General features: G+C 64.6%; 21 protein-coding genes. 8 read left to right on the top strand and 13 right to left on the bottom strand.

Going from position 1 to position 22451, the window contains the following annotated elements; translation table 11 throughout:
• Nucleotides 1–5 precede the first annotated feature (5 nt).
• Together accC and J0H39_06795 are read left to right on the top strand one after the other, a co-directional pair.
• Nucleotides 6–1349: an acetyl-CoA carboxylase biotin carboxylase subunit gene (gene accC / locus J0H39_06800; protein MBN9496444.1), complete on the top strand. Its 1344-nt coding sequence runs from the start codon at nucleotides 6–8 to the stop codon at nucleotides 1347–1349.
• 31 nt (nucleotides 1350–1380) lie between these two features.
• Nucleotides 1381–2016 carry a leucyl/phenylalanyl-tRNA--protein transferase gene (locus J0H39_06795; GenBank protein ID MBN9496443.1) on the top strand — a complete coding sequence of 212 codons (636 nt, stop codon included), beginning with the start codon at nucleotides 1381–1383 and terminating at the stop codon, nucleotides 2014–2016.
• Here J0H39_06795 and J0H39_06790 read toward each other — a convergent pair.
• From J0H39_06790 to J0H39_06765, 6 genes are all read right to left on the bottom strand, one after another.
• On the bottom strand, nucleotides 2013–2393 hold the full coding sequence (locus tag J0H39_06790) for a DUF2155 domain-containing protein (GenBank protein ID MBN9496442.1): 381 nt from the start codon (nucleotides 2391–2393) through the stop codon (nucleotides 2013–2015). The two genes, J0H39_06795 and J0H39_06790, sit on opposite strands and share 4 nt — an antisense overlap.
• A gap of 47 nt (nucleotides 2394–2440) precedes the next feature.
• Complete coding sequence (locus tag J0H39_06785; protein MBN9496441.1) at nucleotides 2441–2734, bottom strand: hypothetical protein; 294 nt, start codon at nucleotides 2732–2734, stop codon at nucleotides 2441–2443.
• Between the two features lie 117 nt (nucleotides 2735–2851).
• Nucleotides 2852–3607, bottom strand: a complete 756-nt coding sequence (locus tag J0H39_06780) for a hypothetical protein (protein MBN9496440.1) — start codon at nucleotides 3605–3607, stop codon at nucleotides 2852–2854.
• 48 nt (nucleotides 3608–3655) lie between these two features.
• On the bottom strand, nucleotides 3656–4780 hold the full coding sequence (locus tag J0H39_06775; GenBank protein MBN9496439.1) for an OpgC domain-containing protein: 1125 nt from the start codon (nucleotides 4778–4780) through the stop codon (nucleotides 3656–3658).
• 22 nt (nucleotides 4781–4802) lie between these two features.
• The gene (mlaD, locus tag J0H39_06770; protein ID MBN9496438.1) at nucleotides 4803–5276 is read right to left on the bottom strand and encodes an outer membrane lipid asymmetry maintenance protein MlaD; all 474 of its coding nucleotides are present in this window, start codon (nucleotides 5274–5276) and stop codon (nucleotides 4803–4805) included.
• Nucleotides 5277–5323: 47 nt separating this feature from the next.
• Nucleotides 5324–5686: an NADH:ubiquinone oxidoreductase subunit NDUFA12 gene (locus J0H39_06765; GenBank protein ID MBN9496437.1), complete on the bottom strand. Its 363-nt coding sequence runs from the start codon at nucleotides 5684–5686 to the stop codon at nucleotides 5324–5326.
• A 755-nt stretch (nucleotides 5687–6441) separates the two neighbouring features.
• Here J0H39_06765 and J0H39_06760 point away from each other — a divergent pair.
• Together J0H39_06760 and J0H39_06755 are read left to right on the top strand one after the other, a co-directional pair.
• Nucleotides 6442–10188: a vitamin B12-dependent ribonucleotide reductase gene (locus J0H39_06760; protein MBN9496436.1), complete on the top strand. Its 3747-nt coding sequence runs from the start codon at nucleotides 6442–6444 to the stop codon at nucleotides 10186–10188.
• A gap of 153 nt (nucleotides 10189–10341) precedes the next feature.
• Nucleotides 10342–11475: a hypothetical protein gene (locus J0H39_06755; protein ID MBN9496435.1), complete on the top strand. Its 1134-nt coding sequence runs from the start codon at nucleotides 10342–10344 to the stop codon at nucleotides 11473–11475.
• Here the strand turns inward: J0H39_06755 and J0H39_06750 are convergent.
• Both J0H39_06750 and J0H39_06745 read right to left on the bottom strand, forming a co-directional pair.
• Complete coding sequence (locus J0H39_06750; protein ID MBN9496434.1) at nucleotides 11472–12098, bottom strand: hypothetical protein; 627 nt, start codon at nucleotides 12096–12098, stop codon at nucleotides 11472–11474. The genes J0H39_06755 and J0H39_06750 overlap by 4 nt on opposite strands.
• Nucleotides 12099–12100: 2 nt before the next feature.
• The gene (locus tag J0H39_06745) at nucleotides 12101–13009 is read right to left on the bottom strand and encodes a sel1 repeat family protein (GenBank protein MBN9496433.1); all 909 of its coding nucleotides are present in this window, start codon (nucleotides 13007–13009) and stop codon (nucleotides 12101–12103) included.
• Between the two features lie 106 nt (nucleotides 13010–13115).
• On the opposite strand from J0H39_06745, the gene J0H39_06740 reads away from it, so the two are divergent.
• The 3 genes from J0H39_06740 to J0H39_06730 are packed head-to-tail and all read left to right on the top strand — an operon-like array spanning nucleotide 13116 to nucleotide 15897.
• Complete coding sequence (locus J0H39_06740; protein ID MBN9496432.1) at nucleotides 13116–13583, top strand: RidA family protein; 468 nt, start codon at nucleotides 13116–13118, stop codon at nucleotides 13581–13583.
• A 26-nt stretch (nucleotides 13584–13609) separates the two neighbouring features.
• Nucleotides 13610–14761: an N-acetyltransferase gene (locus tag J0H39_06735; protein MBN9496431.1), complete on the top strand. Its 1152-nt coding sequence runs from the start codon at nucleotides 13610–13612 to the stop codon at nucleotides 14759–14761.
• Complete coding sequence (locus tag J0H39_06730) at nucleotides 14758–15897, top strand: DUF3095 family protein (GenBank protein MBN9496430.1); 1140 nt, start codon at nucleotides 14758–14760, stop codon at nucleotides 15895–15897. Before J0H39_06735 ends, J0H39_06730 begins: the two co-directional genes overlap by 4 nt.
• A 3-nt stretch (nucleotides 15898–15900) precedes the next feature.
• On the opposite strand, the gene J0H39_06725 is transcribed toward J0H39_06730, so the two are convergent.
• The 5 genes from J0H39_06725 to J0H39_06705 all read right to left on the bottom strand — a co-directional run bounded on the left by J0H39_06725 (nucleotide 15901) and on the right by J0H39_06705 (nucleotide 20986).
• Nucleotides 15901–16353, bottom strand: coding sequence for a cyclic nucleotide-binding domain-containing protein (locus tag J0H39_06725; protein MBN9496429.1), 453 nt, complete (start codon nucleotides 16351–16353; stop codon nucleotides 15901–15903).
• A gap of 64 nt (nucleotides 16354–16417) precedes the next feature.
• The gene (clpA, locus tag J0H39_06720) at nucleotides 16418–18784 is read right to left on the bottom strand and encodes an ATP-dependent Clp protease ATP-binding subunit ClpA (GenBank protein ID MBN9496428.1); all 2367 of its coding nucleotides are present in this window, start codon (nucleotides 18782–18784) and stop codon (nucleotides 16418–16420) included.
• A gap of 183 nt (nucleotides 18785–18967) precedes the next feature.
• Nucleotides 18968–19303: an ATP-dependent Clp protease adapter ClpS gene (gene clpS / locus J0H39_06715; protein ID MBN9496427.1), complete on the bottom strand. Its 336-nt coding sequence runs from the start codon at nucleotides 19301–19303 to the stop codon at nucleotides 18968–18970.
• Between the two features lie 141 nt (nucleotides 19304–19444).
• Nucleotides 19445–19897 (bottom strand): TIGR01841 family phasin, encoded by a 453-nt coding sequence (gene phaP / locus J0H39_06710; GenBank protein MBN9496426.1) that lies wholly within the window; start codon nucleotides 19895–19897, stop codon nucleotides 19445–19447.
• Nucleotides 19898–20299: 402 nt separating this feature from the next.
• Nucleotides 20300–20986, bottom strand: a complete 687-nt coding sequence (locus tag J0H39_06705) for a hypothetical protein (protein MBN9496425.1) — start codon at nucleotides 20984–20986, stop codon at nucleotides 20300–20302.
• Nucleotides 20987–21161: 175 nt separating this feature from the next.
• Between J0H39_06705 and J0H39_06700 the strand changes: the two genes are divergently transcribed.
• Nucleotides 21162–22436: a D-alanyl-D-alanine carboxypeptidase gene (locus J0H39_06700; protein ID MBN9496424.1), complete on the top strand. Its 1275-nt coding sequence runs from the start codon at nucleotides 21162–21164 to the stop codon at nucleotides 22434–22436.
• The last annotated feature ends 15 nt before the right edge of the window (nucleotides 22437–22451 follow it).

The following is a 22451-nucleotide window of genomic DNA, read 5'->3' as shown; positions in this document are numbered from 1 at the left end:
CCGGGATGTTCGAAAAAGTCCTCATCGCGAATCGCGGCGAAATCGCGCTGCGCATCCATCGCGCGTGCAAGGAGCTGGGCATCCACACGGTCGCGGTGCATTCCACCGCCGACGCGGACGCCATGCATGTGCGCCTGGCCGACGAAAGCGTGTGCATCGGCCCGCCGCCCGCGCGCGACAGCTATCTCAACAAAGCCGCGATCATTTCCGCCGCCGTCATCACGGGTGCGGACGCGATCCATCCCGGTTACGGCTTCCTGTCCGAAAACGCGGATTTCGCGCGGATGGTCGAGGATCACGGGATCGCCTTCATCGGCCCCACGCCCGACCATATCGCGATGATGGGCGACAAGATCGAAGCCAAGCGCGCGATGATCTCGCTGGGCGTGCCGTGCGTGCCCGGCTCCGACGGTCCGGTCGCCGACATGGAAACCGCGCTGAAGCTGGGCAAGGAAATCGGCTACCCGGTCCTCATCAAGGCGGCGGGCGGCGGCGGCGGCAAGGGTATGCGCGTCGCCAATTCGCCGGCCGAGCTCGAGGAGGCCTATCGCGGTGCCCGCGCCGAGGCGGGGGCGAATTTCGGCAACGACGTCGTCTATATCGAGAAATATCTCGGCCATCCGCGCCATATCGAATTCCAGATGCTGGCCGATACGCACGGCAACGTCGTGCATCTGGGCGAGCGCGATTGCTCGCTGCAGCGCAAGCACCAGAAGGTTCTGGAGGAAAGCCCCTCGCCCGCGCTCAATGCCGCGCAGCGCGAAAAGATGGGCAAGATCGTCGTCGACGCGCTGAAGAAGCTCGGCTACCGCAACGCCGGCACGCTCGAATTCCTTTACCAGGACGGCGAGTTCTACTTCATCGAAATGAACACCCGCCTGCAGGTCGAGCATCCGGTGACCGAGATGGTCTGCGGCCTCGACCTCGTGCGCGAACAGATCCGCATCGCGTCGGGCGCGCCGATGGCGTTCACGCAAGATGAAGTGCGCCTGCAAGGCCACGCGATCGAATGCCGCGTGAACGCCGAGGATCCCGAGACCTTCGCGCCGTCGCCCGGGCGCATCGCCGAATATCACACGCCCGGCGGCTTGGGCGTGCGCATCGATAGCGGCCTTTATTCGGGCTACCGCGTGCCGTCGAATTACGATTCGATGGTCGCCAAGCTGATCGTGCACGGCACCAGCCGCAACGAATGCCTGATGCGCCTGCGCCGCGCCCTCGACGAATACGTGATCGGCGGCATCCAGACGACGCTGCCCTTGCATCGCCGCCTGACGCGCTCGCAGGAATTCATCGACGGCAATTACGACATCCACTGGCTCGAACGCTGGATGGGTCTCAAGAAATGACCCGCCTCGCGCCGCGGCGATGCCCGCAGCGATGGAGAGTCTGACTTACCGCCATCTGCTGTGGGCCTACGCCAACGGGGTTTTCCCGATGGCGCAGACGGCCGACGACCCGGAAATCGGCTGGTACGATCCCGATCCGCGCGGCGTGCTGCCGCTCGATGGCGTGCATATCCCCCGCTCGCTCGCCAAGCGCCTGCGCAAAGCCCCGTTCGAATTCCGCCTCGACACGGCGTTCGCGGCGGTGATGGAGGGTTGCGCGGCGCGGCCGTCGACCTGGATCAACAATACGATCCGCGATCTCTATCGCGAACTTCACGAAGCCGGCTACGCGCATTCGGTGGAGGCCTGGGCCGACGGCGAACTCGCCGGCGGACTCTATGGCGTGCGATTGGGGTCGGCGTTTTTCGGCGAAAGCATGTTCGCGCGCAAAGACGACGCGTCGAAAGCCGCCCTCGTCCATCTTGTGGCGCGGTTGCGCGCGGGCGGCTTCGTGCTGCTCGACACGCAAATGACGACCGAGCACATGGCGCGTTTCGGCACGGTCGAGATTTCGCGCGCCGAATATCGCCGGCGCTTGGCGCGCGCCTTGAAAGGCGAAGCGCCGTTCGCGGAAATTCCGCAAACGCGCATCGACGCCGAGTTTTCCAAACTGATCGGCCGCGCCTAACGGCAGCCGACGACCCAGATATCGTAGACCGGGTGATCCATCGCCGACACGGCGGGGGCGGAAGCGAACATCCAGCCCCGGAACACGCTTTGCGCCTGCTCGCCCGATTTGCGCTCGACCACGTCGAGATAGGCCGCACTCTCGGGCGGCTCCTCCGGCGGGCGCTTGCGGCAGGCGCGCACGACGACCGACAACGTGCCGAGCATCACTTCGCGTTCCACCGGCGCTTCGAGCGTGCGCACGCGGCCCGTGACCTTATCCAGCGTCTGGAGCTGCGCCGTTTCCAGCGTGCGCCACGACGCAGCCGGCGCCGTTTGCGCCCCGGCCGGGGCGGCAAGCACGCACAGGATCGCGGCAAGGGGGAAAAGAACGCGCATGGTCAGCGCGGACTTAACCCCTTGTCGCAAGGCGCGCAAGAACCGGTTTAACGGCCGTATTCGGCGGCCGTATCGACGTCGTAGGGATCTTCCGGCAGGCCGCTATCCGCCCGGCGCGGCACTTCCTGGAAGCCGCGCTGGCCCGGCTGGCGCAGGCCGATTTCGACCGGCGCATTGGCGACCGGACCGGCGGCGGAAGGCGGATTATGGGCGTCGCGCAACAGGATGGCCGCCCCCTGCCCCGTCGCGGCGACGAGAACCACCATCGCCAGCACGCAGGCCGATTGGCCGAAGGTCCGGCACAGCCACGCGAACGGCGCGAATAAAATTCCGTTTCGCATCGTTGTCCTCCACCACCAGTCACATCGTGTCGAATTGCACGATGTCAATATGGCGTGGCCGAATTATGGCGGCAGTGACACCTGTCACAGCCCGACACAATGCGACGCAAATATTCGTCAGCGCGTGGGTGTGAAAAGGAAATCTTTCGGCAGATTCATCGCGCGCAGCACGACGCGCGCGATCTGGCGGCCCAGGCAGTCGTAAAGCATGTCGGCCACCTTGGTCATTTCCTCGCGCGGCACGTTTTCGAGTTTCATCTGCCCGCTTTCGATCCAATGGCGCATCGTCTCGTAGCGCGGGAAAATCGCCACGTCGTGCCGCAAGCCCGCCTGGTTCATCGCATCGATATAAGGCTGGAAACCGATCAGGCGCACCGTGTCGCGCGCGTATTGCGGCGTCACCAGCAGCGTATCGGCTTTGGCGGCGGCGATCGCCGCGATCCCGTCCTCCAGCGTCGTGCCGAATTGATCGAGATCGATCGAGCGCACGGCGTCCGCCGTGCCGGTTTCCCAGACGACCAGATCGGGCTTGAGCGACAGCACGTCTTTGGCCAATCGCTTGGCCATCTGATCGGCGGTCTCGCGCGGCTTGGCGCGATTCTGCACCGTGACGGCGACATTGGGCAAACGGCGGCGCAGATCGGCCTCGAGCCGGGCGGGCCAGGCCGCGTCGGCGGACGAAGCGCCCATGCCCATCGTCGAGGACGAGCCGATCGCGACGATCGACAGGCGTTTTTCGAGCACGACGCGCTTGGACGTGTGGACGAGCTTCGCGTCGGTGACGAAGACCGAAGCCGGCACGCGGCACGCTTCGGGCATCGTGTTCACCGTCGGGGTTTGGGCATGGGCGAACGACGCGGCGATCAACGCCACCCCCATCGACGCCCAGAACCTCAATCGTGACCCACGCCCCGCCATGGATCAGCCCTCACCTTTGCGCGGCTTGCCTTGCGCCTTATACCAAGAAAACAGCTTGGCGAGGGACAGCAGAATGAAGCATCCCGCCGCCGTCACCACCGCTTGATTGGCGACCGACGCGCCGTATTCGACCAAGGCCGCATGGCCCAGGACCGAGAGGAAAATCCCCAGACAGAATATGGCGAGTGAGTTCGTGCCGCAGCGCGTGATGGCCCTGGCCCAGCGCAGATTGAGCCAGGCCGCATCGCGGGGCACACGCCACACCACGACGGCGCACAACGCGAGAATGCTGAGCAACCGCAGCGGGCCTTCGTTGGTCTTGTCGGCGAATTTGTAGATCGCTTCGGCGAAGGCGATCGGCACGGTATCGAAATAATAGCCGATCGTGATCCATGTGCGGACCGGGATGGTCGCGGCCAGGAAAATCGCCGCCGCCCAGAAAACCCAATACGGCACGCCGACCGGCTCGCCGTCCACGCCCGAACGCCAGCCGCAGAAAATCCCCAGTGCGAACAGGAACTGCCATGCGAAGGGATTGAAGAACCAACCGCCTTCGGGATAGCCGGGCAGATTCCAATCGAAGATCGGCACGCCGATATAGACCGCCGCCGACAGCACCAGCAGATAGCGGCCGTAGCGCGGGATCAGCGGCAGCAGCAGCGCGAAGCCCAGCAGCAGCGCGATATAAAGCGGCAGGATGTTCATGAACAGCGGCTGATGCGCCAGCAGCAGCGCCTGCACGATCGCGACATGCGGCCGGTCGAGGAACGCGGCGATCTGCATTTCCTCGATGAACAGCGGGTTGTCGAAATTCTGCGCCGTCCACGCGACCTGGGCCGTGTAGATCACGAACAAAAAGATATGCGCGACATAGAGCGTCCAGACGCGCGCCATCACGTTGGCCATCGCATAGGCCGTGCCGTCGGCGCGCGCGCGCCGTCCGAACACCAACGCGGCGGCGTAGCCCGACAGGAAAACGAAGATCTCGGCCGCGTCGCAGAACAGGAAATTCGCGAGCGTCAGGAACGAGAACGCGTTGTCGGGAATATGGTTGATGAAGATGAACAGCAGCCCGAGGCCGCGGAAGAAATCGAGCCGCTGGTCGCGGCCTTTGGCGGACGCGCTCATGGGGGGCGGCCGCGCCGGCGCTTCAGTTCGGCTTGGCCGGTTGCTGGGTGGCGCTTTCGGCCGAATTGAAGATGAAGCGGCCGAGCAGCTGCACGAGATTGACCGGCGATTGGGTGAACTGGATCGTGCCGCCCGCGGCCAGCATCTTGTCGTCCGAGCCCGGCGACAGCGCGAGATAGGTACCGCCCAGCAAGCCTTCGCTGGTGATCTGGGCCGACGTATCGCGCGGCAACTTCACATGCGCGTCGATCGACAGCGTCAGCACCGCTTCGTAGGTCTCGGGATCGAGCGATTGCGCGAGGACCGAACCGATCTTGATGCCCGCGAGCTTCACGTCGGTGCCGATGCGCACGCCGTCGATGCTCTGGAATTTCGCGGTCACCTGATAGCCGCGCACGGGGCGGATATCGGCCGTCGAATAGGCGAACACGACGAACATGCCGGCCACGACCAGCACAAGCGCGCCCATCAGCGTTTCGACCAGATTCTTGCCCATCGTCCTCGATCCGATTCGCGAATGACCGCCTCAGCTATGCGGCGGAATCAGTTCGGCGTCCAGGGTTCGTAATCGCCCGTCGCCTTCGCGCGCTGGCCGCCCTGGAAATCATGTCCCGGCGGACGATAGGCCTGGGGCGAGCCCGTCAGATTGGGCTGGTGCGGCGCCTGCCAGGGCTTGCGCGTGGGCAGGCCCGACGCGGGCGGCGGCTCGGCCATCAGATGATGCAGCCAGGCATGCCAATCGGGCGGCACTTTCGACGCTTCGGCCTCGCCCTCGTACACGACCCAGCGCTTTTCGCGCCGCGCGCGTTTCAAGCCGGTCTTGTCGCGGAAATAGCGATTGCCGAATTCGTCGCGGCCCATTTCTTCGCCGCGCAGCCACGTATAGATCAACGTCCCGATGGTCATAAATGCCCGTCCCTTGAAGCGGGCGGACTATCGCACGCGGCTTCGCGAGTCGTCCAGAATGCCGGGGCGGAATCGCGTTCGCTGTCCGCGGTCGCGGCCCCGATTCCTTCGGGGGAGTCGCGCATGACGGTTTCAAGCATTTGGGGGAGTCGCGTCCCCGTTTCGGGTCCGCCGAAGCCGGATCGAGCGCGACGCGGCACCGCAAATTCCTCGCGTCGCGCGGCCAATGCCGTCTTTCCATGAACTTCAGAATTATACATTTTACCCGGTGTAGAATTAGATCGCTGAAATTATTTGAAAAAATCCGAAATATGACAGGTTTGCAACAGCTCATGCTGCATTGCACACCAAGCTCCGGACATATTCGAACCCATCGTTAGTGCCTTGATATCGCGCTGAAAATAAGCGCTTGACGGTTTTCGCCCTGGATTTTAGCGGTTTCCCGTCGAGGCACCCCCTGTATCTAGTTGTCGTATCTACATTTTGTGGTTCTTGCCGTGATCTCGCCAAAATCCTGTTGCGGGTGAATCCGGGGTTTGTTCAACATTTGGTAACGAGCTTCGCCATCCACCACGAAATCTAGTGAGCGGTTTTCACCCGCAACATTCGGGATCGGGGGACGAGTCGGCGAAGACGGGGGCTGATTCTGCGCTTTGTCCGGCAACGGGTCACGCGCGATCGGCTCAAGCAATCAGGCGATGAAGCGGGCCGAGAGAGGCCGCGCACATCGGGATCGAAGACGGCTGGAGGCTAGGATGCGGATCGAGCGGCGCTTTACGACGGACGGGGCCGATGCTTACGCGAGCATCGCGTTTACGACCACGAACAGCGAAATCAAGAACCCCGACGGCTCGGTCGTCTTCCAGGCGAAGGACATCGACGTCCCCGCCGGCTGGTCGCAGGTCGCGTGCGACGTGCTGGCGCAAAAGTATTTCCGCAAGCGCGGCTTGCCCGCCGCGTTGAAGGCCGTCGAAGAAAACGACGTGCCGTCGTGGCTGTGGCGCAAGAAGGCCGACGAAGCCGCACTGGCCAAGCTGCCGGAGAACGCGCGCAATGTCGGCGAAAATTCCGCCAAACAGGTCTTCGATCGCCTCGCCGGTACGTGGACGTACTGGGGCTGGAAGGGCGGCTATTTCGATTCCGAAGCCGACGCCCGCGCCTATTTCGACGAGATGCGCTACATGCTGGCCGCGCAGATCGCGGCGCCGAACTCGCCGCAATGGTTCAACACCGGCCTGCACTGGGCCTATGGCATCGACGGCCCCGGCCAGGGCCATTTCTACGTCGATTTCCGCACCGGCAAGCTGACGGCGTCGACCTCGGCCTACGAGCATCCGCAGCCGCATGCCTGCTTCATCCAATCCGTCGAAGACGACCTCGTCAACGAGGGCGGCATCATGGATTTGTGGGTACGCGAAGCGCGCCTGTTCAAATACGGCTCGGGCACGGGCTCGAACTTCTCGCGCTTGCGCGGCGAGAGCGAGAAGCTGTCGGGCGGCGGCAAGTCGTCGGGCCTGATGAGCTTCCTGAAGATCGGCGATCGCGCCGCGGGCGCCATCAAGTCGGGCGGCACGACGCGCCGCGCGGCCAAGATGGTGACGGTCGATATCGACCATCCGGATATCGAGAACTACATCGACTGGAAGGTCGTCGAGGAACAGAAGGTCGCGGCCCTCGTCGCGGGCTCGCGCCTCGCCGCCAAGCATCTCAACGAGATCATGGCCGCGTGCGACAAATCGGCGGGCGACGCCGGTTACGATCCGAAGAAGAACACCGCGCTGCGCGGCGCCATCAAGGCCGCGCGCAAGGTACTGATCCCCGAGAACTATATCCAGCGCGTCATCCAGTTCGCCAAGCAAGGCTTCGAAAAGATCGACTTCAAATCCTACGACACGGATTGGGATTCGGAAGCCTATCTGACCGTTTCGGGCCAGAACTCGAACAACTCGGTGCGCGTGACCAACGCGTTCCTCCAAGCCGTGCTCGACAACGGCAAGTGGGAACTGATCCGCCGCACCGACGGCAAGATCCATAAATCGGTCGACGCCAAGGCGCTGTGGGACAAGATCGGCGAAGCCGCCTGGGCCTCGGCCGATCCGGGCCTGCAATACGACACGACGATCAACGAGTGGCACACCTGCCCGGAATCGGGGCGCATCAACGCCTCGAACCCGTGCTCGGAATACATGTTCCTCGACGACACGGCGTGCAACCTCGCCTCGGTCAATCTGCTGGCGCTGCGCCGCGAAGACGGCTCGTTCGACGCGCCCGCTTTCGAGCATGCTTGCCGCCTGTGGACGGTGACCCTCGAAATCTCGGTGCTGATGGCGCAGTTCCCGTCCAAGCGCATCGCGGAACTCTCCTACGAGTACCGCACGCTGGGTCTGGGCTTCGCCAATATCGGCGGTCTGCTGATGGCGATGGGCCTCGGCTATGACAGCGACGAAGGCCGCGCGATCGCGGGCGCCATCACGGCGATCATGACGGGTGTCAGCTACGCCACGTCCGCCGAAATGGCCGCCGAGCTCGGCGCCTTCCCCGGCTACGAGCCCAACCGCGAGCACATGCTGCGCGTCATCCGCAACCATCGCCGCGCGGCCTATGGCGAGGCGTCGGGCTATGAAGGCCTGACGATCCTGCCCGTGCCGCTGCCCGCGAAGCATTGCCCCGATCCGCGCCTGATCGACGCCGCGCGCAAGGCGTGGGACGACGCGCTGGAACTGGGTGTCGCCCACGGCTATCGCAACGCCCAAGCCACGGTCATCGCGCCCACCGGCACGATCGGCCTGGTCATGGATTGCGACACGACCGGCATCGAACCGGACTTCGCGCTGGTGAAGTTCAAGAAGCTGGCCGGCGGCGGCTACTTCAAGATCATCAACCGCGTCGTGCCCGTCGGCCTCGCGACGCTGGGCTACAGCCAGTCGCAGATCGACGACATCATCGCCTACGCGGTGGGTCACGGCACGCTGAAGGGCTCCAACGCCGTCAGCCATGGCGCCTTGAAGGCCAAGGGCTTCGGCCAAGCGCAGATCGACACGTTGGAAGGCGCCTTGAAGTCGGCGTTCGACATCAAGTTCGCCTTCAACAAGTGGACGCTGGGCGAGGAGTTCTGCCTCAACACGCTGAAGCTGACCAAGGAACAGCTCGACGATCCGGCGTTCGACATGCTGGCCGCGTTGGGCTTCTCGAAGGCCGAGATCGAAGCCGCAAACACCTGGTGCTCGGGCTCGATGACGCTGGAAGGCGCCCCGCACCTCAAGGAAGAGCATCTTTCGGTGTTCGACTGCGCCAATCCGTGCGGGCGCAACGGCAAGCGCTATTTGTCGGTCGATAGCCACATCCACATGATGGCGGCGGCACAGCCGTTCATCTCGGGGGCGATCTCCAAGACCATCAACATGCCCAACCAGGCGACGGTCGAGGATTGCAAGGACGCCTATCTGCTGTCGTGGCGCCTGTGCTTGAAGGCCAACGCGCTCTATCGCGACGGCTCGAAGCTGTCGCAGCCGCTCGCCGCGATCGTCGGCGACGACATCGACCTGCACGAGGAAGTCGAGGCGATCACCACCGCCCCGCAAATCGTGAAGGTCGAGAAGATCGTCGAGCGCATCGTGGAACGCGTGGCAGCCACCGCCCGCGCGCGCCTGCCCAACCGCCGCAAGGGTTACACCCAGAAGGCGGTGATCGGCGGCCACAAGGTGTATCTGCGCACCGGCGAATACGAAGACGGCAAGGTCGGCGAGCTGTTCATCGACATGCACAAGGAAGGTGCCGCCTTCCGCAGCTTGATGAACAATTTCGCCATCGCCGTGTCGATCGGCCTGCAATACGGCGTGCCGCTCGAGGAATACGTCGAAGCGTTCACCTTCACGCGTTTCGAGCCCAACGGCATCGTCCAGGGCAACGACGCGATCAAGAACGCGACGTCGATCCTCGACTACATCTTCCGCGAACTCGCCGTGTCGTATCTCGGCCGCGACGACCTCGCCCATGTGGTGCAGGACGATCTCGAACCCGACGCGATGGGCAAGGGCGAGAAGGATTCGACCCTGCCGGGTGCGGGTTCGGCCGCCGCGGCCGCCGCGCTCGACGCGGTCAAGAAGGTCGCGTCGACCGGCTTCGTGCGTCAGCGCTTCAAGGTGCTGCCGGGCGGCGCGCCGGCCTCGTCGGCCGTGGCGCTGGCGGGCGATGTCGATCTGCTCGAACCGGAAGTCGAAGACGAAGCGACGGTCGGTCTCGCCGAACCGGCGGAAGCCCCGGCACAAGCCGAAGGCGACAAGCAGCCTATCGGCTTCGCGATCGAAGCGGTCGCCGCGGCGATCGGCACGGCGATGGAAGCCGCCCCGGCCAAGGGCGCTTCGAAGATGGACAAGATCCGCGAAGCGCGCATGAAGGGCTACACGGGCGATCCGTGCGAGACCTGCGGCTCGATGGCGATGGTGCGCAACGGGACCTGCACCAAGTGCATCGATTGCGGCTCGACCAGCGGCTGCTCGTAAGCCGCGCGAAATCGCGAAACGCGAAAAGGGCCGGGAGAAATCCCGGCCCTTTTTCGTTGCGGCGGCACGCTCTAAATAGCCCGCGTCAAAATTATAACCGTAAAAATTCCGGATTAGCTTGCTGGGTGGAACACCCCTTGCTACCAAATCTCCATGGCGATCCAGGGTAACGATCCGCGCCGGCCGGGCGAGGATATCGACAAATACGACGATCGCGGCTTGCGCGAGATGCTGCGCCTGGCCGCCGAAGGCGTCGAAGGCCTGTTGATGCGCCACGTGCCCGGCAAGGAAAGCGATATCGATCGCGAGATCTTCGAGGATATCGGGCGCAGCAGCTGCTTCCGCTTCAAGGAATCGACCGGCGCCTTCGCCGACGCGCCGATCCGCTTCGACGCCGAGCGCGGCCGCCTGGACGTGGTGATGAACCTCAACCAGACGGGCCAGGAGACGGGCATCCAATTCGTGCGCTCGGGCTCCGACGCGTCGCTGATGCGCGATTACGATCCGGGCTCCGACTACAACCGCCGTCTCGTCGAACTCGTCTCCCAGGTGCTGGGCCTGGGTATCGTCGACGAGGTCGTGTTCGGCCAGCCTTTGCCCGAAGCCTCGCTTCTCTATTTGCGCCCGCTGCCCCAGCCCGAGGAAAGCTGCGAGCGCTTCATCAACGACATCGTCACCGCGATCGGCAACTACAAGCCGCAGCCGATCCGCAACAAGCAAGCCTTCAACGAAGCCTATGCGCGCCTCGTGCAGCGCCTCGCCAAATCGGGCGTGCCGCCGTCGCGCCTCAACCCCATCGACATGCAGCACACGCTGCAGCAGGAAATGCTGCGCGGCATGGTGAAGGTCGAGATTTGGCGCAAGCTGTGGCGCTGGGTGATCGATTGCGCGGTGAAGGTGCAGGATCTGCGGCCCATCCCGGCGATCCTGTCGGACAAGCCGCTTTCCGCCCAGGTCCGCGATCTGGAGGACGCGTTGAAACGCGCGGGCAAAATCATCGGCACGCATGTCTACAACGCCAGCATGCTCTACGACCGCGCGGTGAAGGGCGTCAATTTCTACGTCGAGGCGATGCCCGCGATCCTCTACATCCGCGAGGCGCGGCCGGTGGTCGAGGAGCTTTACGTCAAGGTCAATGGATGGTCGTCCGCCTGGACCCATATGCCCAAGACCGCGTCGATCGGCGAAGCGACCAATCTTTTGGCGCAGACCGCCGCGGGCGTGAAGGACGTGCTGTCGCGCCCCGCCCCGCGCGCGATCGGCGCACCCGCCGGCGCGAAAAACTAACGGATCATCCCGAAGCGGCGCAGCGTGAGAAGCAAGGTCTCCCCCGCGACCGGCACGACGCGGATATCGGCGGGCGCTTCGAACAACGCCGCGTCGAATCTTCCCGGCGTCACGTCCTCGAAATTCCAATCGAGACGGCCGGGCTGACCGCCGACCGTGCCCGTCCCTTCCAGGCGCCACAACACGCCGCGCCGATCGACCAGCGCCGTCGCGTCGAGCGCCACATCCGCCGCATCGCGCTTCACGCGCAATTGCGACGCGGGCACGCCGTCGACCGTCGTCGCCCGGATCGGCGATTCCTGGAAGCCGCGCCCGCGCAAAATCGCGGGCGGCAAGCCCAGCCCGGTCAAATCGGTTTCGAACGCGACGCGCAAGGCGGGCGCCGCCAGCCACGCCTTGTCGCGATCGAGCCTTGCGATCACCACATGCTCGATCCCGTCGGTCGCGTGATAGCGGATCGCGTCGCGCGTGCGATGAATGCGCGCCGAACGCTTGGCGTCGCGCCCGAACCAGCCGATCGCGGTGTAATCGATCTGCGGCGCGAAAATAGATGGCCGCGCTTGGCCGTAAGCCGGCGCCGCGAACAACGCGAGCCCCGCCAAAGCGCTGCGACGCGAGATCAAGCTCAGGAGCCCCGCTCCGGATCGAGCCCGGCGGCGCGCCGATAAAGCTTCGCCGCCTCGGCGGGATCGCGCGCCACGCCGCGCCCGGTTTCGTACATGCCGGCGAGGTTGTTCATCGCCCCGCGATCGCCCAGACGCACCGCACGGCGGAAAAAATCGACCGCGCGCCCGTCGTCGCGCGCGACCAATCGTCCGTCGCGATACCAGCGGCCCATATTGTTGAGCGCGGAGGCGTTATTGAGCGCCGCCGCGCGTTCATACAGCGCGAAAGCGGCGGGATCGTTGCGATCGATGCCGCGTCCGGCGGCGAACAGCGAGGCGAGATTGTTCATCGCGGCGGCGTTGTTCTGCGCCGCCGAGCGGCGATACCAATCGACGGCGATCTTGGCGTCTTGCGGGCCGCCCTCGCCGATATCGTTCATCACGCCGTACATGAATTGCGCGCGCGAATCGCCCAGTTCGGCGCCGCGCAAACTCCACTCGCGCGCCGAGGCGAGGTCGCGCGTCACGCCGCGCCCGTTGTAATGCGCTTGCGCGAGAAAAAACGCGGCCGAGGGCAGGCGCGCGGACCATGCGCGCTCGAACATTTTGACGGCCGAGACTTCGTCCTTCGGCACGCCTGCGTCGCCATTGGCGGCGAGCAAGCCCATCTCGACATAGGCGACCGGCTCGCCCTTGCCCATCGCTTGGACGAGCAGCTTGCGCATTTCGCCCAGATCCTGCGCCACGCCGTCGCCGCGCCGATGCATCATGGCGAGGCGTACCAGCGCCAAGCCTTCGGGCGTCGAGCGCAGCCCCGGTTGCTCGGAGGCGGTTTGCGGACGAGAGCCATCGCCGGGATTGGCGACGCAAGCCCCCAAGGCCAACGCCATCCCGGCCGCGACGCCAATGCGGAAAAGTTTCGAGCGCATGGAAAGATGATGGGCGAGCCGCGCCCGCCCGGCAAGCCCCCTGGCGTAACCCGAATGGGGCCGCTATCGTCGCGCCCTTTTCCGCCTCCAGCGAAGGGAAATACCCATGACCGGCACGATCGACGCCCGCTTGAAGCAACTCGGCATCGAATTGCCCCCCGGCTCCGCCCCGGCCGCGAATTACGTGCCCTATGTCGTCACCGGCAAGCTCGTGTTCATCGCCGGCCAGATTTCCCAGAAAGACGGCAAACCGGAATTTTTAGGCAAGCTCGGCCGCGAATTCGGCGTGGCGGAAGGCCAGCAGGCCGCGCGCCTGTGCGCGCTCAGCATCCTGTCGCATCTCAAGACCGCCGCCGGCGGCGATCTCGACAAGGTCGCGCGCTGCGTGCGCCTGGGCGGCTTCGTCAACGCCACACCCGAATTCACCGACCACCCCGCCGTCATCAACGGGGCGTCGGACATGATCGTCGAAGTTTTCGGCGACAAGGGCAAGCATGCGCGCGCCGCCGTCGGCACGTCGTCGCTGCCGCGCGGCGTGGCGGTCGAGATCGACGCGATCTTCGAACTCGCATGATCGCGAAATAGCGCTATCCTGGGCCCATGCCCGATGGCGCGCTGACGCTGAAGATCGACGCGGTCGAAAGCCTGGCCGCGATCACCCCCGCCGAATGGGATGCGTGCGCGGGTACGGATAATCCGTTCCTCGGTCACGCCTTCCTGTCGGCGCTGGAGGATTCGGGCAGTGTGGGCCCGCGCACCGGCTGGGCGGCGCATCACCTGGTCGCGCGCGACGACGCGGGCACACTTGTCGGCGCCGTGCCGCTCTACGCCAAAAGCCATAGCCAGGGTGAATACGTCTTCGACCATAGCTGGGCGCAGGCCTATCAGAACGCGGGCGGGCGCTATTACCCGAAGCTGCAAGCTTGCGTGCCGTTCACGCCCGTTCCCGGCGCAAGGCTGCTCGCGCGCCCCGGCGAAAGCCGCGACGCGGTGCGCGAAGGCCTCGCACAAACCCTGGCCGGTTTGCCGCGCTCAAGCGGCGTGTCGTCGCTGCATGTCACCTTCTGCGACCAAAGCGACGCCGAATTGTTGGCGGAGAACGGCTTCGCGTTGCGAAGAGGCGTGCAATTCCATTGGGAAAATCGCGGCTATGGCAGCTTCGACGATTTTCTGGGGGCGCTATCCCATTCGCGGCGCAAGGCGATCAAGCGCGAGCGGCGCGACATCGCCGCGACCGGCATCGAATTCGTGGGCCTGACCGGCGGCGATTTGCTGCGCGAGCATTGGAGCGCGTTCTTCGCGTTCTATATCTCGACGTCCGACCGCAAATGGGGCAATCCCTATCTCACGCGACGCTTCTTCGATCTGCTGCATGATCGCCTAGCCGACAAGGTGCTGCTGATCCTGGGCCGCAAAGACGGCGAGTGGGTGTGCGGCGCCTTGAACCTCATCGGCGCCGATACGCTCTATGGCCGCAATTGGGGCGCTTCGGTCGATCTGCCGTTCCTGCATTTCGAGGCGTGCTACTACCAAGCGCTCGACTTTGCGATTGCGCGCGGATTAAAGCGCGTCGAGGCGGGTGCGCAAGGCGAACACAAGCTGCAACGCGGCTATATGCCCGTGTCGACCTGGAGTGCGCATGCGCTGCGCGATCCGGGCTTCGAGAAAGCCGTGCGCGATTTCTGCCGCGCCGAGGACGACGCGATGCGCGCGCATATCGACGAACTCGCCGCCGAAGGGCCCTACAAATGAGCCTGCCCGCGATCCGCGATTTCGCGCGCGAAGGCTACGACCCCGCGCGTTATCAGGCGCTGGGGCCCGATTGGTTCCTCGCCGTCGCGGATGTGGAGGCGAGCACTAAGCTCGCAGGTGCCGGCCGCGACCGCGACGTGAATTTCGTCGCCGGGGCGGCGGTCGCCGTGCTGTCCACCGTCGCGACCCGGCCGCCCGACATGACCGCCTGCCAATTCGGCGGCGACGGCGCCATCGCCGCCGTATCGCCGGGCTGCGAAGCCGCGACGCGCACCGCATTGGCGGCGCTGGCGCATTGGGCGGCGGCGGAGATCGACATTCCGCTGCGCGTCGGCCTCGTGCCCGTCAAGGCATTGATCGACGCGGGCCACGACGCGCGCGCGGCGTTGCAGGATTTCGGCGGCGGCAATGTGTTCGGGCAGTTCCTCGGCTCGGGCATCGCGGCGGCCGACGCTTGGGTCAAAGCCGACGGCAAATGGCGCATCGCCCCGGCACCGGGCGAGTTGCCGGGCATCGAGGGCTTGTCCTGCCGCTGGCAGCCGGTCCCTTCACGGCGCGGCCATGTGCTGTGCGTGATCGTCGATCCCGCCCCCGGTGCGGCGGGCGAAGCGGCCCTGGCGCGCTTGCTGGCCGATTTCGAGCGCATCGTGCCGGGCGCGACCGCAGCACCACTGGGCGATGGCGGCGATCTCGAACCCAAAGGGATCCCCGCTTGGCGCGCCTTGCGCAACGAGATGCGCGCGCAGAAACCGGGCGCAAGGCTCAAGCGCTTGGCGGCGGCGGTCGGCGGCATGATGATCCTGAAGACCGTCCACGCGCTGGGCGGCAAATGGGGCCGCATCGACACGAAAAACTACACGCGCGGCCTCGCCGAGCGTTCGGACCACCGCAAACTCGCCGGCGGCCCGCGCTTCGTGCTCGATGTGACAGATGCGGAAGAGGCCGCGATCCAGGCCGCCCTGGCGCGCGAGGAGAACGCGGGCGCCATCGCGTTCGGCACGGCGCGCGCCGACAGCACGACGATTACCTGCCTGGTCGGCGATTTCATGGCCGACCGGCATGTCCATTTCGTCGATGGGGACGGTTTGGGATTCTGGCGGGCGGCCAGCGCGTTGAAGGCCAAACGCGCGGCGTGACGCTTACGCCGGCGGCGCTTTGGGATCGACGTCGTTTTTGATTTCGACGCCCATTTCCTTGAGCTTGGCGCGCAGCACTTCGTTCTGCGTTTGCGAGATCAGGGCGTTGCGCGTCATCACGCGCAGATTTTCGACGAACATGCGCAGCAAGGCGCGCACGAACGGATCGGCCGCGCGCATCTTCTCGGTGAATTGATCGGCCGAGACCAGAATGACGGTCACGTTGGTCGAAGCGATGGCGTCCGCCATGCGCTTCTTGCCGTCGATCAGCGCCATCTCGCCGAAAATCTCGCCGGCGGCGAGCTGGGCGATGCGCTTGGTCTGGCCGCCGACATTGCGCACGATATCGACCGTGCCGCTTTCGATCACGTAAGCCGCGTCGCCCGCGTCGCCGGTGCGGAAGATCGTCCGCCCATTGGCGAAATGCTTGCGGGGAAGAATCGTTTGCTGCGACATCGGTCGAGTATCGCGCGATTCCGCCAAAAAGCGAAACGGGCGGGGTTTCCCCCGCCCGTTTCTTCTACTCCACCATCGCGGGGAGTTTGGGAACGTCCTTTTCAGGATTGGCCGGCGGCGGGTAGTCGAAAGCGAGCTTGCCGTTTTCGACCTTCACGCGGACCTTGCCGCCCTTCGCCAGACGGCCGAACAGCAGCTCGTCCGCCAGCGGCTTCTTGATATTCTCCTGGATCACGCGGCCGAGCGGACGGGCCCCGTAGAGCTCGTCGTAGCCCTTCTCGGCGAGCCAGGTGCGCGCCTCGTCCGACACCGACAGAACGACCTGACGGTCGGTCAGCTGGCGCTCCAACTCGCCGACGAATTTGTCGACGACCTTGTTGATGACCTCCGGCGACAGCCGCGCGAAAGCCACCGTCGCGTCCAGACGGTTGCGGAATTCCGGCGTGAACATCCGCTTGATCGCTTCCTCGTCCTCGCCCACGCGCATTTCGTTGCCGAAACCGATCGCGGGCTTGGCCTGTTCGGCCGCACCGGCGTTCGTGGTCATGATCAGGATCACGTTGCGGAAATCGACGTTCTTGCCGTTGTGATCCGTCAACTTCCCGTGATCCATGACCTGGAGCAGGATGTTATAGAGATCGGGATGCGCCTTCTCGATTTCGTCGAGCAGCAGCACGCAATGCGGATGCTGGTCGATCGCGTCGGTCAGCAGACCGCCCTGATCGAAACCGACATAGCCCGGCGGGGCGCCGATCAAACGCGAGACCGTGTGGCGCTCCATGTATTCGGACATGTCGAAGCGCTTCAACTCGACGCCCAGCGACAAGGCCAATTGGCGCGCGACTTCCGTCTTGCCGACACCCGTGGGGCCGGAGAACAGATATGAGCCGATCGGCTTTTCGGGTTCGCGCAAACCGGCGCGCGCCAGCTTGATCGCCGCGCACAAGGCTTCGATCGCCTTGTCCTGGCCGAACACGACGCCCTTCAACTGCTTGTCGAGATTCTGCAGCACTTCCTTGTCGTCGGTCGAAACCGATTTGGGAGGAATGCGCGCGATCTTGGCGACGGCCGCTTCGACGTCCTTCACGTTGATCGTCTTCTTGCGGCGTGCGGCCGGCAATAGCATTTGCGCCGCCCCCACTTCGTCGATCACGTCGATCGCCTTGTCGGGCAGCTTGCGGTCGTTGACGTAGCGCGCCGACAATTCGACGGCCGCGCGCACCGCGTCCTTGGTGTAGCGGACCTTATGATGCTCCTCGTAGTAAGGCTTGATGCCTTCGAGGATCTTGATCGCGTCCTCGACCGACGGTTCGTTGACGTCGATCTTCTGGAAGCGGCGGACCAGCGCGCGGTCCTTTTCGAAATAGGTCCGGTATTCCTTGTAGGTCGTCGAGCCGATGCAGCGCAGGCCGCCCGAAGCGAGGGCGGGCTTCAGCAAGTTCGATGCGTCCATCGAGCCGCCCGAAGTGGCGCCCGCACCGATCACGGTGTGGATTTCGTCGATGAACAGGATCGCGTTTTCCTGCGCTTCGAGTTCCGACAGAACGGCCTTCAACCGTTCCTCGAAATCGCCGCGATAACGCGTGCCGGCCAGCAGCGTGCCCATGTCGATCGCGTAGATCACCGCGTTCTGGAGCACTTCGGGCACTTCGCCCTTCACGACCTTGCGCGCGAGGCCTTCGGCGATTGCCGTTTTGCCCACGCCCGGATCGCCCACGTAAAGCGGGTTGTTCTTGTAGCGCCGGCACAGGATCTGGATCGTGCGCTCGACCTCGGCATCGCGGCCGATCAGCGGATCAATCTTGCCTTGCGCGGCCTTCTTGTTGAGGTTGACGCAGTAAGCCTGGAGGGCGCCTTCCTTGGGCTTCGCCCCTTGCTTGCCTTCGCCGCCGCCGGATTGACGCTCGGGCCCGCGATCGGCGGGACCGCGCTCGCCCGATTGGCCGGTGGTCTGCTCCTCGTCCGCCCCGCGCACGCGGCGCGGCTCGGACTTGCCCGGCACCTTGGCCACGCCGTGGCTGATATAGTTGACCGCGTCGAGCCGCGACATGTCCTGCTCCTGCAGGAAATAGACGGCATGGCTCTCGCGCTCGGAGAACATCGCGACCAGCACGTTGGCGCCGGTCACTTCCTCGCGGCCGGAGGATTGAACATGGATCGCGGCGCGTTGCAGCACGCGCTGGAAGCCGGCCGTGGGCTTCGCCTCGCCGCCGCGGCTGGTGACCAGCCCCGCGAGTTCGTTGTCGAGATATTGGGTCAAGTCCCGGCGCAGCTTGTCGAGATCGACGCCGCACGCGCGCAAGACCGCGATCGCGTCCTGATCTTCGGTCAGGGCCAGCAGAAGATGTTCGAGAGTCGCATACTCGTGACGCCGCTCGTTGGCGAGGGCGAGCGCGCGGTGCAGGCTCTGTTCGAGATTGCGCGACAGCATCGAGAGGTCCGCTCCCTTTCCGTCACGCCCCGTCGCGCAATTGCGGCGGAGCGGCCCACAAGCCGGGCTTTGCAAGCCTCGCGCCGGGACGCCCGGCGCGAGTCCTAAGACTATAAATGTAAGTGCGCTGCGGTGTCTTTGCCAGTGATGGACGGCAAACAGCCGCGAATGCGGGAAAACTTCTCACTCTTTTTCGAGTGTGCAGCGCAGCGGATGCTGATTCCGCCGGGCGAATTCGGTCACTTGGTTCACTTTCGTCTCGGCGACTTCATAGGTGAACACGCCGCACACGCCCACGCCGCGGCGATGGACATGCATCATGATCGTCGTCGCTTCCTGGCGGGATTTGCCGAAAAACCGCTCCAAGACGTGCACGACGAATTCCATCGGCGTGTAATCGTCGTTGAGCATCAGCACCTTGTACATCGCCGGCTTCTTGGTGCGGGTGCGCGTTTGCAGCGCGATGCCCGAGCCGTCGTCGCCGCCGCCGGTGCGATCGGTATCTTTGTCCTCGCTCATCCTGGAATCCGAAACCCTCTTTCAGCCCGATGATATGGCATCCGGGCGGGGCGAATAAAGGGGCTGGCGCCGCAAAAGAAAAACCCGGCCGCCCTTGCGGGCGACCGGGTCTTTGCCGGCTTGAAGTGCCGGATGGGGCTTTTAGGCCGCCAGCGCGGGCTTCAGCATCTTTTCGACCGCGACGTTGACGCGGGCGTTGATCGGCTCGAGCGCCTCGTTCGTCACCTTGATCGAGGCTTCCGAGACCTTCGTGCCTTCGGCGACGAACTTGTCGAACGTCGTCTTGGCGAAATCGGTCTGCAGGTCGACCGCTTCCTTCAGTGTCTTGGCGCCGAGCATCGCCTTGGCGACGTTGGCCGAAGCCTCGAACGTCTCCTGGGCGAACGCGGCCCACGACTTCGACACCGATTCCACGCCCTTGGCGTAGGTGGTCGAGGCCACGACGAACGCGTCGAGGTTTTCCTTGTTGAACTTGGCGGCGTCTTCATACGCCTTCAGCGTCTGGGCCGAGGCCTTTTCGACCTGGGACTTGGCGTCGCCGAAATACTTGTCGAACGACTTGACGTCGAAGAACGCTTTGAACTGATCGGTCATGGCGAATGTTCCTTTGATGAACTGTTCCCCGATGGCCGGGGCTGGGACGGGTTTGGCCGCAGGCACCGCCGGAGCGGCCGCGACTTGGACGGGAGGAAGGCTGGGCTTCGCGGCCGGGACGGGCTTGGCAGGGGCCGCAACGGCTTGGGCCGGCGCCTTCGGCGCGGCTTTGCTCGGTTGCTTCGACTTGCCTTTGCCCATCTTGGTCGCCTTCGCTTCGTCGTCCTCGAGTGGGGTTGTGCCGCTTTGTGCAGCGCAACATGACGCGAATATAGCCACTCGAACGCAAGCGTCAAGGGAGTTTTGTGCGGCGCAACAAAAAACCCTCGCACCGCAACATAAACCCTTGCGGCAACGAGGGATTTTTTTAGGCCTGAAATCCGCCAGGCGGTATTCCGCTGATCAGAACGGCGTCAGGATGTTCCCGAGCTCGCCATTGCGGACGACCATCTCGAAATTCCGGTCGGGTCCGTTGTCGCCGGTGCGCCGGCTGATATAGGCGCCATAGGTGTTGGCGAAGGGCTTGGCGGGCGGAAGGCTGGTCGTATCGTGGCTGTAAAGCAGCGGCGGGAAGCGCAAGGCGGCAAAACCCGGCGTCTGGTTGACCCAGGCGTTGAAATGGAATTTGCCGCCCGCGCAGGCGCTGACCGCCCAATAAAAATCATAGGATTGCAGGCGCATGCCTTCCTGCGCCGGGGCGCCGAAACCGTCGGCCTCGACCTGGCGGATCAAGGCAAGATAATCGGCGCGGCTCAGATTGGCCTCGGCTTGGCGCTTGATGCCTTCCGGGCGGATCGGCCAGGACAGGGGAAATTCGAAGACCCGAATTTCCGAGTTGCCGACAGTGACGTTCAATTTTCCGCCGTCTTCCGTCTGAATCAGGTCGTAGCTACGGACTTGTTCGTCGAATACGGCGTTGTAGACGAACCGATAGCGCGCGGGCGCATCGGCAGCGCAGGCCGATTTGATGTCTTGCCCGGCGAGGTATTGGAAATACGAGAACCGCCCGACGACCGGGTTGTTGACCCGCGACGTGTCGGCGCAAGCGGCCAACGCCAGAGCAATTCCCAACAGCGCGACGCGTTTCATGTGGATCCTCGATTCGAGTCGAAAGTACGACGCCAATGGCATGGAATCGCGGTTTTTTATGGACATCAAGATTCGCTCTCGATTATCGTTCGGACTGCAACGAATTGAAACATTCGTCGAGTCGCACCCTCCAGACTCGGGCCACGAAAACCACTCACTTCAGGAATCTTTTCGCGTGACCCCTGCTCTGAATATCCTAACGCATCGCCTCGTCCGCTTGTTCCCGGTCCTCGCCGTGCTGACGGCGATTGTCATCGGCGGTGCGGCACCCGCGCAAGCGCGCTACGCGTCGATCGTCGTCGATTTCGAATCCGGCCGCGTGCTGTCCGAACAAGGTGCGGACGAGCGCCGGCACCCCGCGTCGCTCACCAAGATGATGACGCTGTTCCTGATCTTCGAAGCGCTCGACGCGGGCAAGATCACGCTCAACACGCGCTGGAACGTGTCCGAATACGCGGCCGGTCAAGCGCCGACGAAACTCAATCTCCAAGCGGGCGACCGCGTGGCGGTGCGCGACATCATCCTGGGCATGGTCACGCGTTCGGCCAACGATGCGGCGATGGTCGCGGCCGAAGGTCTCGGCGGGTCGGAAGCCAAGTTCGCCGATATGATGAACAAGCGCGCGCGCGACATCGGCATGACGCGCTCGAATTTCGAAAACCCGCACGGCTTGCCGAACGACGCGCAGATCACCACCGTGCGCGACATGGCCACGCTGGGCCGCGAGATCATCAAGCGTTATCCGCATCACTACGCGTTCTTCTCGACCCAGCAATTCACCTTCGAAGGCCGCAAATACGCGAACCATAACCGGTTGATGAACTGGTATCAGGGCGCGGACGGCATCAAGACCGGCTATATCCGCGCCTCGGGTTTCAACCTGGTCGCGTCGGCCGTGCGCGACGGGCGGCGCATCGTCGCCGCCGTGATCGGCGGGCCGAACCCGTCGGAACGCGATCAGTATACCGGCAAGCTGCTCGACGCCGGTTTCGGCCGCGGCGATCTGCCCGTCGCCACGACGCGCGTCGCGAAAGCGCCGCCCGCGCGCAACGCCGCACCCGCGCGCGCGCAAGCCACCAGCGCCACGCCCAGCAACGCACCGGCACGGCGCGCCAACCCGCCCCAGCGCGCGCAGCAAACCTCCGCCGTCGAACACGCCGACAAGCCCGAAGAATGGGGCGTGCAGGTCGGCGCCTTCTCGCGCATCGACGCCGCGCGCCGTGCGGCCAACGCCGCGCAGAAAATCGCGCCCACCTATCTCAGCGACGCGACCGTCGATATCAGCGAAGCGGGCAAGCGCTATCGCGCGCGCCTGTTGGGCATCACGCAGGCGCAAGCGCGCGAAGCGTGCCGGGCGCTCGACAAGCGCGATATGGACTGCATGACGCTGGGCCCGGCGCAAAGCCGCCCCTCGACGCGCCTCGCCGACGCGAATTCGCGCCGCAAGTAAGTTCCGCAAAAAACC

Source organism: Alphaproteobacteria bacterium, assembly GCA_017308135.1.
Taxonomy (GTDB): Bacteria; Pseudomonadota; Alphaproteobacteria; order CACIAM-22H2; family CACIAM-22H2; genus Tagaea.
The sequence above is the reverse complement of the archived record's forward strand: the minus strand, read 5'-3'. Positions and strand labels throughout refer to the sequence as shown.

What these genes read in the sequence shown, in the direction of transcription:
- accC (MBN9496444.1), top strand. Translation starts at nt 6, where the DNA reads ATGTTCGAAAAAGTCCTCATCGCGAATCGCGGCGAAATCGCGCTGCGC.
- J0H39_06795 (MBN9496443.1), top strand. Translation starts at nt 1,381, where the DNA reads ATGGAGAGTCTGACTTACCGCCATCTGCTGTGGGCCTACGCCAACGGG.
- J0H39_06790 (MBN9496442.1), bottom strand. Translation starts at nt 2,393, where the DNA reads ATGCGCGTTCTTTTCCCCCTTGCCGCGATCCTGTGCGTGCTTGCCGCC.
- J0H39_06785 (MBN9496441.1), bottom strand. Translation starts at nt 2,734, where the DNA reads ATGCGAAACGGAATTTTATTCGCGCCGTTCGCGTGGCTGTGCCGGACC.
- J0H39_06775 (MBN9496439.1), bottom strand. Translation starts at nt 4,780, where the DNA reads ATGAGCGCGTCCGCCAAAGGCCGCGACCAGCGGCTCGATTTCTTCCGC.
- mlaD (MBN9496438.1), bottom strand. Translation starts at nt 5,276, where the DNA reads ATGGGCAAGAATCTGGTCGAAACGCTGATGGGCGCGCTTGTGCTGGTC.
- J0H39_06765 (MBN9496437.1), bottom strand. Translation starts at nt 5,686, where the DNA reads ATGACCATCGGGACGTTGATCTATACGTGGCTGCGCGGCGAAGAAATG.
- J0H39_06760 (MBN9496436.1), top strand. Translation starts at nt 6,442, where the DNA reads ATGCGGATCGAGCGGCGCTTTACGACGGACGGGGCCGATGCTTACGCG.
- J0H39_06755 (MBN9496435.1), top strand. Translation starts at nt 10,342, where the DNA reads ATGGCGATCCAGGGTAACGATCCGCGCCGGCCGGGCGAGGATATCGAC.
- J0H39_06745 (MBN9496433.1), bottom strand. Translation starts at nt 13,009, where the DNA reads ATGCGCTCGAAACTTTTCCGCATTGGCGTCGCGGCCGGGATGGCGTTG.
- J0H39_06740 (MBN9496432.1), top strand. Translation starts at nt 13,116, where the DNA reads ATGACCGGCACGATCGACGCCCGCTTGAAGCAACTCGGCATCGAATTG.
- J0H39_06735 (MBN9496431.1), top strand. Translation starts at nt 13,610, where the DNA reads ATGCCCGATGGCGCGCTGACGCTGAAGATCGACGCGGTCGAAAGCCTG.
- J0H39_06730 (MBN9496430.1), top strand. Translation starts at nt 14,758, where the DNA reads ATGAGCCTGCCCGCGATCCGCGATTTCGCGCGCGAAGGCTACGACCCC.
- J0H39_06725 (MBN9496429.1), bottom strand. Translation starts at nt 16,353, where the DNA reads ATGTCGCAGCAAACGATTCTTCCCCGCAAGCATTTCGCCAATGGGCGG.
- clpA (MBN9496428.1), bottom strand. Translation starts at nt 18,784, where the DNA reads ATGCTGTCGCGCAATCTCGAACAGAGCCTGCACCGCGCGCTCGCCCTC.
- clpS (MBN9496427.1), bottom strand. Translation starts at nt 19,303, where the DNA reads ATGAGCGAGGACAAAGATACCGATCGCACCGGCGGCGGCGACGACGGC.
- phaP (MBN9496426.1), bottom strand. Translation starts at nt 19,897, where the DNA reads ATGACCGATCAGTTCAAAGCGTTCTTCGACGTCAAGTCGTTCGACAAG.
- J0H39_06705 (MBN9496425.1), bottom strand. Translation starts at nt 20,986, where the DNA reads ATGAAACGCGTCGCGCTGTTGGGAATTGCTCTGGCGTTGGCCGCTTGC.